Below are 11,707 nucleotides of genomic sequence, written 5' to 3' on the forward strand. Positions count from 1 at the left end.
TGGGCTGACGCCGGGTGGGGACACAATTGTGTCCCCCGGGAAAATCAGCCGGACACATTGACCGCAGCGACACCCCGACGTTGCAGGTAGATGAAAAACAGCGCCGTCAGCACGGTCAGCACGCCCACCAGCGCGCCAGTCCACGGCAAGTCCGCCAGGTCCGCGCCGCTGGCGACCACCAGCCCGCCGATCCACGCGCCGGCCGCATTGCCGAGGTTGAAGGCGCTCTGATTCAGGGTCGAGCCGAGGTTCGGTGCTTCATGCGCCTGATCGATGATCAGCAGTTGCAGGATCGGGCACAGGGCGAAGGCAAAAATCCCCCACAGCACCAGCGTGATTGCCGCCGGAACCACCGAGCGACTGGTCTGGCTGAACGCCGCCAGAATCACCACCACCGCCAGCGCGACACCCACTAGCGACGGCAGCAAACGGCTGTCGGCCAGGCGTCCGCCGAGCATGCTGCCGCCGGTCAGGCCGACGCCGAACAACAACAGCATCACGGTCACTCCGTGAGGACTGACGCCGGTGATGTCCTGCAGAATCGGTGCAATGTAGGTGAACACGCTGAACAGGCTGGTGGAGGCCAGCACGCTCATGCCCAGCGCCAACAACACGTTGACCTTGCCCAGCACCCTGAATTCGCTGGCGAGGTTGGCTTTGTCCATCGGGATGTGTTTCGGCAACCACAGCCATTGGGCGAGGGCGGCGATCACACCGATCACCGAGACCGCCCAGAAGGTCGAGCGCCAGCCAGCGTACTGGCCGAGCGCGGTGCCTAGCGGCACGCCGAGGACGTTGGCCAGGGTAAGACCGGTGAACATCATCGCGATCGCCTGTGCCCGCTTGTTCGGCGCGACCAGCCCGGCGGCTACCACCGAACCGATGCCGAAAAACGCGCCGTGGCATAGCGCGGTGACCACTCGCGCCGCCATCAGCGTTGCGTAGTTCGGCGCCAGTGCGCACAGCACGTTGCCGAGGATGAACATCAGCGTCATGCCCAGCAGCGTGGCCTTGCGCGGCATGTTGGCGGTGCCGATCGCGAGGATCGGCGCACCGAACACCACGCCCAGGGCGTAGCCGGTGATCAACAGGCCGGCGTGGGGAATGCTCACCGCGAGGTCGCGGGCGACATCGGGCAACAGGCCCATGATGACGAATTCAGTGGTGCCGATGCCGAAAGCGGCAACAGCGAGTGCAAGCAAGGCGAGTGGCATGCGCAAGGTCTCTGTCGGTAGTCTTGACGCTTTGATCAGGCATACGCAGGCCGGCGACCGGTCTCGGACGAGAACGGGGCAGGCAGGAATTATTGGAATTTGTCTGTGCGCAACTGAGTGCGGCGTGGTCGCTTGCAGTATAAACAGCTGCTGACACATCGCGAATCAATAATCTGACTAATTGGCTCAGGCTCAATAACAAGAAGCAAGGAGTGGCACGTGCTGGCGACAGCTCTGGTGTTGGTGGCGGCGCTGTTGCACGCAGCGTGGAATACGTTGATCAAGTTCAGTGCCGAGCGGCTGCTGGTGGTGGCCTGCATGGACACCGTGGCACTGTTGTTCGTCGCGCTGGCATTCCCTTTCATCAGCCTGCCGCCGCCGGATATCTGGCCGTGGATTCTGGCGTCGGCGGCGTTCGAGCTGCTCTATCGCTACCTGTTGATCCAGGCCTATCGGGTCGGCGACCTGGGGCTGGTCTATCCATTGATGCGCGGATTGTCGCCGCTGGTAGTGCTGGCGCTGACCCTGATCTTCGCCGGCGAAGTGCTGACCACCCAGCAGATCTTCGGGATCCTGTTGATCCCGCTGGGCATGGCCTGCCTGCTTTGGCAGGGCGGCGGCGGGAAACATCTGCCGTGGTCGATGCTGCCGGTAGTAGCGCTGATCGGCTTGTGCATCGGCTGCTACACCTACATCGATGGCCAGGCGTTGCGGCGCTGGTCGCATCCGCTGGATTACCTGGTCTGGGTCACATTGCTCAGTGCCTGGCCGTTCCCGTTGCTGGCGTGGGTGGCCAAGCGTCCGGCGTTCAAGCTGTTCTGGCGCGAGCAATGGAAGCTGGGACTGGCGGTCGGGTTCTGCGTGTTGTTCAGCTACGCTCTGGTGCTGTGGGCGATGCAGTTGGGCTCGATTGCCGAAGCGGCGGCGTTGCGTGAAATCAGCGTGATCCTGGTGGTGCTGTTCGGCATGCGTTACCTGAAAGAACCTTTCGGCCGGCCACGGCTCTTAGCCTGTGGGCTGGTGCTGGTCGGCATGCTGGTGATGAAGCTCTGACCGCCCGGCAACTCTAAAACTCGAAAGAAGGACGGCGTTATGACGGTGGCTCTGTGGTGTGTGTTGATCGCGATCTTTCTGCCCTATCTGTGCACCGTCGTGGCCAAGGCCTCGGGTGGTTTCAGACTGCGGGACAATCATGATCCCCGGGACTTTCTGGACAGCGTGGATGGCGTGGCGCGCCGTGCCCATGCGGCGCAACTGAACAGTTTTGAAGTGACCCCGGCGTTTGCGACTGCGGTGATCGTCGCGCACCTGGTGGGCACTGCAGAGCTGGTGACGGTCAATGTACTGGCGGTGCTGTTCATCACCAGTCGCCTGCTCTACATCATTTGCTATCTGGCGGACTGGGCGATTCTGCGGTCGCTGGTGTGGTTTGTCGGGATGGGGCTGATTGCCAGTTTCTTCTTCGTTTCGGTCTGAAGCTGAAAAGATCGCAGGCTGACGAGGCCTGCGATCTTTTGCGTTGCGCTTATGGCTTGTCGGCCACCTGCGGCACTTGCGGCAGCGCTGCACCTTTCGGCCAGAGCATCCAGATCTGCCCTTGCTGCTTCATGTCGCCGGCCAGTTGCCCGGCGGCATCGCCAGTGCCCCAGAACAGATCCGCGCGAACCTCACCGGCAATCGCGCCGCCGGTATCCTGAGCAGCCACCGGGCGCACCAGCGGCGTGCCGTCCGGGCGAGTGGTCGACAGCCACAACAGGCTGCCCAGCGGAATCACCTTGCGGTCCACAGCCGCGCTGTAACCGGCGGTCAACGGCACGTTCAGCGAGCCGCGCGGCCCTTCGTTGCTGTCCGGATTGCGGGTGAAGAACACGTAGCTCGGGTTGCTCGCCAGCATTTCCGGAATGCGCGACGGGTTGGCCTTGGCCCAGTTGCTGATCGCACCCATGGTGACTTCTTCTTTTTTCAGCTCGCCCTGTTCCACCAGCCAGCGGCCGATCGGTCGGTACGGGTGACCGTTCTGGTCGGCATAGGCGATGCGCAGCTGGCGACCGTCCTCGGTCTGAATCCGCCCCGAACCCTGAATCTGCAGGAATTGCAGGTTCATCGGATCGGTCAGCCAGGCCACGACCGGCGCCTTGACGCCCTGGCTTTCGATGGTCGCCGCGTCGTCGTAAGGCTTGAGCACGCGACCTTCGAGGCGGCCGCGCAGGCGCTTGCCTTTCAGTTCGGGGTAAATGCTGTCCAGCGACACAATGATCATGTCTTCGGGCACGCCATACACCGGCACGTTGGCCGTGGCGGTTTGCGTCAGGCTACCGGGATAGACCGGTTCGTAGTAGCCGGTGATCAGACCGTTGGGGTTGTCGTTCTCGGCGCGCAGGCCGAACACGTCGAGGTTCTGCTTGAGGAAGGTGCGGATGTCGCCGGCGCTTTGCGGCACGTTGCCGGCGGCTGCACAGGTCGGGCCCCAGACCGGGTCCGCCTTGAGCCGGGTGCACGCGCTGCGCCAGGAACCGAAACCGGCTACCAGATCGCTATCGGACACTGCCGGCAGGGCTTCCCAGGTGGCACTGGAATACGTGGCCAGGGCGTGGGTTTTCGGCTTGGCGCTGTCGCCACCGGTGCAGCCGGCGAGGATCGCCAGCAGCGGGAGGGCCGCGATAAGCGGATGACGCCAGGCCTTGAAACGGCTGTTCATGGAGAATTTCCTGTGCCGGTTGCAGAAGTGCTCCATGCGCTCAAGCAACCCTTATTGTTAATAGGGCTATTGGTGTTTGGCGGTGACCCGAGGATACTGGCCGCCGATTTCCGTGACCTGAAGCCACCATGACTCTTAAAAGAATTTCTGTTGTATTGCTGGCCTGTCTGACCTTGTCCGCCTGTGGCGGTGTCGACCCGAATTCCCCGCTGGGTCAGCGCAAGGCGATCTTCAAGCAGATGCTCAAGACCGGCGAAGACCTGGGCGGCATGCTGCGCGGACGTATTGCCTTCGACGGGCCGAAATTTGCGGAAGGTGCGGTCAAGCTCGATGCGTTGTCCCATGAGCCGTGGAAACATTTCCCGCAGGTGCGCGAAGAAGATCACACCAGCGCCAAGGACGATGTCTGGCAGAAACAGGCGCGCTTCCAGGAAATGGCCCGCACCCTTGAAGCGGCCACCGGTGAACTGGTGATCGCCAGCAAGGTTCAACCCTACAAGGCCAGCAACCTGGGGCCGGCCGTGCAGAAAGTCGAAGATGCCTGCAGTGCCTGCCATAAAGAATTTCGGGACCATTGATTTCTGTTGTTTGAGTGGACGCCTTCGCGAACAAGCCCGCTCCCGCACTTGACCGTATTCACCTGAGCAACCCGGTCTGATGTGGGAGTGGGCTTGCTCGCGAAGAGGGCATCACATTCAACGCATTGGCGGTTACTTGTCGAGTTCGTCCAGCGCGTCCTGCAATTCCTTGCGCGATTCGGCGAGCTTGTTCTTGCGCTTGTCGATCTTCTCCGGATCGCCTTTCTTCATGGCCTTGTCCAGATCGGCCTGACGCTTGCTCACTTCGTGCTTGGCGTCGAGCACCTTGTTTTCGCGCTCTTTCTTCAGGCCCGCGTCGGTGCAGTGTTCGGTGACTTCGCGCAGAGCGGTTTCGAGGCCGGCCTGCTGGTCGGCGTTGCCGCGGGACTTGGCCTGTTCGATCTGATTGATGATGCCCTGCTTCTTGGCGGCACAACCGGTCAGGCCCGGCGCGTCTTCGTCGGCCATCACTGGGGCGGCGAGGACTGCGCAGAATGACAGCAGGGCGAGCGGTGCGAGAAATTTCATAAAAGCTCCATGTGCAAAGGCAATCGGGTCGGTAAAGCACTGCGCTGTTGGAGCGCTCCGGCGGACATTGGGTTCCCGGCGGGCCGGGGATTGCATGTTCAGAAGCCGTCGACGCCGGCGGCTTGCAGGGTTTCACTCAGGGCCAGTACCTGCGGGTCGCGAAAAAAGGCGCTCAATTGCGCCGCGCGACCCGGGCCGATCCCGGCTTCTGCCTGCCATTGTTCGGTATTGCGTTGTGCCAGCGCCTGCCATGAATCGGCGAGTGTTGCCTGACCGGTCGGTGGCAGCCCCAGGGCTTTGAGCCACTGCAGGAACGGCCGTTGGCGGGCGCTGTGGAAATTGTGCAGCAGGCGGGCGCTGCTGCGCTCGCCGAGACCGGCAATGTTAGCAAGCTCCGGCCCGTCGAGGGTCAACCAATCCAGCAGGCTGTTCAGGCGGCCTGTTTCCAGAAGTTTCTCCCAGGTGCCTCGACCGACATGCGACAGGGCCAGCCCCTGCTTGCCGCTGAGCCAGGTCAGGCGCGCGAGGAACTGGCTTTCGCAGCCAGGCGTCGGTTGCCAGCAGCTCAAAGCATGAAAGTCGCTGGCGAGCGGAACGTTCAGACCGGCGCGTTCGGTGCTGCGAAGCACCACGCTGTCCAGGCGCGGGATCGTCAGCCCGGCCAGGCTGATTGCCACCTGATCGCCGGGGCGAATGTCCAGCTCCTGCCAACGCCTGAGCGAACTGACGCTGACCCGTTTGATCTGCCGGTCATCGAGCATCACCGGCGACAGTTCAAGCACCGGCGTGATGCGCCCGGTGCGGCCGATCTTGAAGTTCACCTTGCGCACATCGGCCAGCGCCTGGGCGAAAGGGTATTTCCAGGCGACGGCCCAGTAGGGTGGCCGAGCCTGCCAGCGCTCCGCCGGTGACCGCAGGCTCTGACGCAGAACCACGCCGTCCGTGGCGAAGGGCAATGGCGAGCGATACCAGTGATCGCGCCAGTGTTGCGCGTCGCTCAGGCTGGCGACGGCCTGGCTGTAGGGCTCCGTGGTGGGAAAGCCGAATTGCGCCAGGGCCGCGATTCGCTCCGGCAAATCCTTCGGCCCTTGCGGCCAGTCCCAGACAAACAGCCCGATGCTGGCAGCGTGTTTCGCGTCCAGATCCTTGCGCCCCAGCAGGCCGGCCACGGTGGCGCGAGCGTTGGCGCTGCCGGCACGTGCCTGCGTATGCCCGTTCAAGCGCCAGTAGAGTTCGCCTTGTACCAGCAGATCCTGCGGTTGCGTCAGCTGTTGCGGAATGGCTCCGATCCTTTTTGCCGATACGGTCCAGTCCTGCCCGCGAACACCATCCCCGCGACTGATCGCCTGATGCAGTCGACCGTCGCGATAGATCAGGGTCACCGCTACGCCATCGACCTTGGGTTGTACCCAGACGTTCTGGCGGTCGCGCAGCCAGGTGGCGATGTCCGCCGCGTCATGAAGCTTGTCCAGACCAGTGTGAGCGACAGGGTGCGCAATCGGGCCTGATGCGGTGCGCAACGGCTCGGGCGGTGAGGGAAGTTTGAAGCACCGGCGCCATTGGTTCAGGCGCAGACGTGACTGATCGTAGAGCTCATCGGCGATCACCGAGCGACTTTCGCGATGATAGGTGTCGTCCCAGCGGTCGATCTGTTGTTGCAGGGCGGCGACTTCGCTCGATGCCCGGGCGGCGGCCCAGTCGGGGCAATCGTCAGCGAAGGCGTTGAGGTGGAAGACCGGAAGGAAAAACAGAAACAGGCGCAGTGTGGCAAGCATCGTGAGCGTCCTTGCTCAGGGAGGTGCTTGAAGGCTAGGCGAGGAATTGTTGTTGAGAGCGGTGGGTGTTTTGCGAGCTGTTTCCGATGCGGAGGTGATGTCGCCGATTCGGGCCTCATCGCGAGCAAGCTCGCTCCCACAGGGTACGAACGAAAAAGCCCCGCACGGCGAACCGTGCGGGGCTTCTTGTACCGCCAGGAAAATTACAGGCCGGCAGCGGAACGCAGAGCGTCGGCGCGGTCGGTTTTTTCCCAGGTGAAAGTGGAGAAAGTGTCTTCGCCAACAGTCTTGGTCTGCGGAGCACGGCCGAAGTGGCCGTAGGCTGCGGTTTCCTGGTACATCGGGTGCAGCAGGTCGAGCATGGTGGTGATCGCGTATGGACGCAGGTCGAACACTTCGCGAACCAGTTTGATGATCTTGTCATCGCTGATCTTGCCGGTACCGAAGGTGTTCAGCGAGATCGAGGTAGGCTGGGCCACACCGATCGCGTAGGAAACCTGAATCTCGCAACGCTCGGCCAGGCCGGCAGCCACGATGTTCTTGGCAACGTAACGGCCAGCGTAGGCAGCCGAACGGTCAACCTTGGATGGATCTTTACCGGAGAACGCGCCGCCGCCGTGACGGGCCATGCCGCCGTAGCTGTCGACGATGATCTTGCGACCGGTCAGACCGCAGTCACCTACCGGGCCGCCAATGATGAACTGGCCGGTCGGGTTGATGTGGAACTGGGTGTCCTTGCTCAGCAGTTCGGCAGGCAGCACGTGCTTGACGATCAGCTCCATCACGCCTTCGCGCAGGTCGTTGTACGACACTTCAGGGTTGTGCTGGGTCGACAGAACCACGGCGTCGATACCGACAACCTTGCCGCCTTCGTAACGGCAGGTCACTTGCGACTTGGCGTCCGGGCGCAGCCAAGGCAGCAGACCCGATTTACGGGCTTCGGCCTGACGCTGTACCAGCTGGTGCGAGAAGGTGATCGGTGCCGGCATCAGCACGTCGGTTTCGTTGCTGGCGTAGCCGAACATCAGGCCCTGGTCGCCGGCGCCCTGATCTTCAGGCTTGGCACGGTCGACACCCTGGTTGATGTCGGGGGACTGCTTGCCGATGATGTTCATCACGCCGCAGGTCGCGCCGTCGAAGCCGACGTCGGAGCTGGTGTAGCCGATGTCGCAGATCACGTCACGAACGATCTGCTCCAGGTCGACCCAGGCGCTGGTGGTCACTTCACCGGCAACGATGGCCACGCCAGTCTTGACCAGGGTTTCCACCGCAACGCGTGCGTGCTTGTCCTGGGCGATGATGGCGTCCAGCACTGCATCGGAAATCTGGTCGGCGATTTTGTCCGGATGTCCTTCAGACACGGACTCGGAGGTGAAGAGGGAGTATTCGCTCATCTCGATGTTTTCCTGAATTTACCGATGGTGAGTGTCGCCAGCCGGTCGCTGAAAATGGCGGACCTGGATCTGGAAACCATTACGTAAGCCTACATAGAGGCTTTCCCCGGGAACGAGTCCCGCAGCGGTGGCCCAACGGGCCAGATCGTCCTGTTCAAACCCCAACCACAGATCACCGCAGGCCTCCCTGGCCCAACTCTGGTTGTGGCTACATAACTCTGTCACGAGCAGGCTACCGCCCGGTTGCAGCAGGCTGGCCATGTGCTTGAGCGCTTCGGCCGGCGCGGCGAAATGGTGCAACACCATGTTCAACACCACGCAATCGGCCTGAAGGCTCACGCCATTCAATGCATCGGCCAATTGCAGGCTGACGTTAGTCAGCTTTTCACGTTCACACACCTGGCGGGCCAGTTCGAGCATCGCCGCGCTGTTGTCCAGTGCGGTTACGGTGCCGAAGCGGCGCGCCAGTTCCGGCAGGAATGCACCATCGCCGGGGCCGACTTCAATGGCCGTGGCTGCGCCATTGAAATTCAGTTTGTCGAGCAGGGCCAGCACGCTTTCACGATATTGCGGCAGGCCGGCAATCAAATCCTGCTGGGCGCGGAATTTCTCTGCGACCCGGGCGAAAAAGTCCTGGCTGTTGGCCGCGCGTTGCCCGTGAACCTGTGCGATCCGGGATTCAACGTCGGCCGGCAGCGCCAGATTGTCGACTTCTTCTAACAATGCCGCGTGCAACTTGCCGCCCAGCAACTCGGTGTGGGGCAGGGCGCGGCGATAGAACACCGCATTGCCTTCGCGGCGAGTCGCCACCAGATCCGCCTGCGCCAGCACTTTAAGGTGATGGCTCATGCCGGACTGGCCGATATCGAAAATCTGCGCCAGTTCCAGAACGCCGAACGAATCGTTGGCCAGGGCGCGCAATACATTCAGCCGCAGCGGATCGCCGCCGGCCTTGCACAGGGCCGCCAGCTCATCGCAATCGTCATGGCGAATGGAAGGCACGCGTAAGTTCATAGGGCTGGCAGTCTAGTGACGGCCTGAAGGCATCGCAAGGTCTATATCAAAAAGTTTTGATATTGCTCGATGGATGGCGCATTCGATTGCACTTCTCACCGCCCGGTTAACTCTACAAACGAACAGCGGAAAGGTTTCACCAACCGAAACCGATGTTATCCATGGGAAAAACGCCTCCGGATGACTATCTGTCATTGCCCCGAGGCGCTCGGGTGAGGGAAAATGCCCTCCTTTTTTCCGTTTCAATCTATTCACACCCAGGAGATCAGCGATGCCTAGCCGTCGTGAGCGTGCCAACGCCATTCGTGCCCTCAGCATGGATGCCGTGCAAAAAGCCAACAGCGGCCATCCCGGTGCCCCTATGGGTATGGCAGATATCGCCGAAGTGCTTTGGCGCGACTACCTCAAGCACAACCCGAGCAATCCATCGTTCGCCGACCGTGACCGCTTCGTGCTGTCCAACGGCCACGGCTCGATGTTGATCTACTCGCTGCTGCACCTGACCGGCTACGACCTGTCGATCGACGACCTGAAGCAATTCCGTCAACTGCACAGCCGTACCCCGGGCCACCCGGAATTCGGTTACACCCCGGGCGTTGAAACCACCACCGGCCCGCTGGGTCAGGGCCTGGCCAACGCCGTGGGCTTCGCCCTGGCAGAAAAAGTACTGGGCGCGCAGTTCAACCGTCCTGGCCACAACATCGTCGACCACCACACCTACGTGTTCCTGGGTGATGGCTGCATGATGGAAGGCATTTCCCACGAAGTCGCTTCCCTGGCCGGGACTCTGGGCCTGGGCAAGCTGATTGCCTTCTACGATGACAACGGCATCTCCATCGACGGCGAAGTCGAAGGCTGGTTCACCGATGACACGCCGAAGCGTTTCGAATCGTACAACTGGCAAGTGATCCGCAACGTCGACGGTCACGACCCGGAAGAGATCAAGACCGCCATCGAGACCGCTCGCAAGAGCCCGCTGCCGACCCTGATCTGCTGCAAGACCACCATCGGTTTCGGTTCGCCGAACAAGCAAGGCAAGGAAGATTGCCACGGCGCCCCGCTGGGTGACGCGGAAATCGCCCTGACCCGTCAGGCGCTGAACTGGAACCACGGTCCGTTCGAAATCCCGGCCGACATCTATGCCGAGTGGGATGCCAAGGAAAAGGGCCGCGCCGCCGAAGCCGAGTGGGATCAGCGTTTCGCTGCCTACTCCGCCGCGTTCCCGACCGAAGCCAACGAACTGATCCGTCGCCTGAGCGGCGAGCTGCCGGCCGACTTCTCCGAGAAGGCCGATGCCTACATCGCCGACGTTGCGGCCAAAGGCGAAACCATCGCCAGCCGTAAAGCCAGCCAGAACACCTTGAACGCGTTCGGCCCGCTGCTGCCGGAAGTGCTGGGCGGTTCGGCTGACCTGGCCGGTTCCAACCTGACCCTGTGGAAAGGCTGCAAAGGCGTCAGCGCCGAAGACGCCAGCGGCAACTACATGTACTACGGCGTGCGCGAATTCGGCATGACCGCCATCATGAACGGCGTTGCCCTGCACGGCGGTCTGGTGCCTTACGGCGCGACCTTCCTGATGTTCATGGAATACGCCCGCAACGCGGTGCGCATGTCCGCTCTGATGAAGCAGCGTGTCATCCACGTCTACACCCACGACTCCATCGGTCTGGGCGAAGACGGCCCGACGCACCAGCCGATCGAGCAACTGACCAGCCTGCGCAGCACGCCGAACCTCGACACCTGGCGTCCAGCCGATGCCGTTGAATCGGCGGTGGCCTGGAAAAACGCTCTGGAGCGCAAGGACGGCCCGTCGGCGCTGATCTTCTCGCGTCAGAACCTGCAGCACCAAACCCGTGATGCCGGCCAGATTGCCGACATCCGTCGTGGTGGTTACGTGCTGAAGGACTGCGCAGGCGAGCCTGAGCTGATCCTGATCGCCACCGGTTCGGAAGTCGGTCTGGCCGTTCAGGCCTACGACAAACTGACCGAGCAGGGCCGCAAGGTGCGCGTGGTTTCCATGCCATGCACCAGCGTGTTCGACGCTCAGGACGCCAGCTACAAGCAATCGGTCCTGCCGTTGCAGGTCGGCGCGCGTATCGCGATCGAAGCGGCTCACGCCGACTTCTGGTTCAAGTACGTGGGTCTGGAAGGTCGTGTGATCGGCATGACCACCTACGGCGAATCGGCTCCGGCTTCGGCACTGTTCGAAGAGTTCGGCTTCACCCTGGAAAACATCCTGGGTCAGGCTGAAGAGCTGCTGGAAGACTGATCCAGAAAAGGTGTCGCCTGAACTGACGCCATCGCGAGCAAGCTCGCTCCCACAGGGGATTTGTTGTGTGACACAAATAGTGTTTGCAACATATGCCCCATGTGGGAGCGAGCTTGCTCGCGATAGCGATGGTTCAGGCGCCATCGCATCAACGGATACACCACGGTAATCGAGAACCCCATGCCTCAACCGCGTCCCTACAAAGTTGCACTCAACGGCTACGGCCGGATTGGTCGT

General features: G+C 62.0%; 10 protein-coding genes. 4 read left to right on the forward strand and 6 right to left on the reverse strand.

The genetic code is table 11. From position 1 onward, the window contains the following. Positions 1–44: 44 nt before the first annotated feature. Complete coding sequence (locus tag CAF63_RS24320; protein WP_085689678.1) at positions 45–1,214, reverse strand: MFS transporter; 1,170 nt, start codon at positions 1,212–1,214, stop codon at positions 45–47. 219 nt (positions 1,215–1,433) lie between these two features. On the opposite strand from CAF63_RS24320, the gene CAF63_RS24325 reads away from it, so the two are divergent. Both CAF63_RS24325 and CAF63_RS24330 read left to right on the forward strand, forming a co-directional pair. Then, entirely contained in the window at positions 1,434–2,267 is an 834-nt protein-coding gene (locus CAF63_RS24325) for an EamA family transporter (protein ID WP_085689680.1), read from the forward strand. 39 nt (positions 2,268–2,306) lie between these two features. Then, positions 2,307–2,690: an MAPEG family protein gene (locus CAF63_RS24330; RefSeq protein ID WP_085689682.1), complete on the forward strand. Its 384-nt coding sequence runs from the start codon at positions 2,307–2,309 to the stop codon at positions 2,688–2,690. A 49-nt stretch (positions 2,691–2,739) separates the two neighbouring features. Here CAF63_RS24330 and CAF63_RS24335 read toward each other — a convergent pair whose 3' ends face one another. Beyond that, positions 2,740–3,912 (reverse strand): murein transglycosylase A, encoded by a 1,173-nt coding sequence (locus CAF63_RS24335; RefSeq protein WP_085689684.1) that lies wholly within the window; start codon positions 3,910–3,912, stop codon positions 2,740–2,742. Between the two features lie 128 nt (positions 3,913–4,040). Here CAF63_RS24335 and CAF63_RS24340 point away from each other — a divergent pair, with 128 nt between their 5' ends. Beyond that, complete coding sequence (locus CAF63_RS24340) at positions 4,041–4,490, forward strand: cytochrome c (protein WP_007959696.1); 450 nt, start codon at positions 4,041–4,043, stop codon at positions 4,488–4,490. A 132-nt stretch (positions 4,491–4,622) separates the two neighbouring features. On the opposite strand, the gene CAF63_RS24345 is transcribed toward CAF63_RS24340, so the two are convergent. From CAF63_RS24345 to CAF63_RS24360, 4 genes are all read right to left on the reverse strand, one after another. Beyond that, the gene (locus tag CAF63_RS24345; RefSeq protein ID WP_007959697.1) at positions 4,623–5,018 is read right to left on the reverse strand and encodes a DUF1090 domain-containing protein; all 396 of its coding nucleotides are present in this window, start codon (positions 5,016–5,018) and stop codon (positions 4,623–4,625) included. A 98-nt stretch (positions 5,019–5,116) separates the two neighbouring features. Continuing rightward, the gene (gene ligB, locus CAF63_RS24350; RefSeq protein ID WP_085689686.1) at positions 5,117–6,793 is read right to left on the reverse strand and encodes an NAD-dependent DNA ligase LigB; all 1,677 of its coding nucleotides are present in this window, start codon (positions 6,791–6,793) and stop codon (positions 5,117–5,119) included. A 203-nt stretch (positions 6,794–6,996) separates the two neighbouring features. Beyond that, positions 6,997–8,187 (reverse strand): methionine adenosyltransferase, encoded by a 1,191-nt coding sequence (gene metK, locus CAF63_RS24355; protein WP_011336330.1) that lies wholly within the window; start codon positions 8,185–8,187, stop codon positions 6,997–6,999. An 18-nt stretch (positions 8,188–8,205) separates the two neighbouring features. Then, positions 8,206–9,201, reverse strand: a complete 996-nt coding sequence (locus tag CAF63_RS24360) for a metalloregulator ArsR/SmtB family transcription factor (protein ID WP_085689688.1) — start codon at positions 9,199–9,201, stop codon at positions 8,206–8,208. 271 nt (positions 9,202–9,472) lie between these two features. On the opposite strand from CAF63_RS24360, the gene tkt reads away from it, so the two are divergent. Next, the gene (gene tkt, locus CAF63_RS24365) at positions 9,473–11,470 is read left to right on the forward strand and encodes a transketolase (protein WP_085689690.1); all 1,998 of its coding nucleotides are present in this window, start codon (positions 9,473–9,475) and stop codon (positions 11,468–11,470) included. Positions 11,471–11,707: the final 237 nt, after the last annotated feature.

The organism is Pseudomonas sp. B20(2017) (assembly GCF_002113125.1).
Classification (GTDB): Bacteria; Pseudomonadota; Gammaproteobacteria; order Pseudomonadales; family Pseudomonadaceae; genus Aquipseudomonas.

What these genes read in the sequence shown, in the direction of transcription:
- CAF63_RS24320 (WP_085689678.1), bottom strand. Translation starts at nt 1,214, where the DNA reads ATGCCACTCGCCTTGCTTGCACTCGCTGTTGCCGCTTTCGGCATCGGC.
- CAF63_RS24360 (WP_085689688.1), bottom strand. Translation starts at nt 9,201, where the DNA reads ATGAACTTACGCGTGCCTTCCATTCGCCATGACGATTGCGATGAGCTG.
- ligB (WP_085689686.1), bottom strand. Translation starts at nt 6,793, where the DNA reads ATGCTTGCCACACTGCGCCTGTTTCTGTTTTTCCTTCCGGTCTTCCAC.
- CAF63_RS24335 (WP_085689684.1), bottom strand. Translation starts at nt 3,912, where the DNA reads ATGAACAGCCGTTTCAAGGCCTGGCGTCATCCGCTTATCGCGGCCCTC.
- tkt (WP_085689690.1), top strand. Translation starts at nt 9,473, where the DNA reads ATGCCTAGCCGTCGTGAGCGTGCCAACGCCATTCGTGCCCTCAGCATG.
- CAF63_RS24340 (WP_007959696.1), top strand. Translation starts at nt 4,041, where the DNA reads ATGACTCTTAAAAGAATTTCTGTTGTATTGCTGGCCTGTCTGACCTTG.
- CAF63_RS24330 (WP_085689682.1), top strand. Translation starts at nt 2,307, where the DNA reads ATGACGGTGGCTCTGTGGTGTGTGTTGATCGCGATCTTTCTGCCCTAT.
- metK (WP_011336330.1), bottom strand. Translation starts at nt 8,187, where the DNA reads ATGAGCGAATACTCCCTCTTCACCTCCGAGTCCGTGTCTGAAGGACAT.
- CAF63_RS24345 (WP_007959697.1), bottom strand. Translation starts at nt 5,018, where the DNA reads ATGAAATTTCTCGCACCGCTCGCCCTGCTGTCATTCTGCGCAGTCCTC.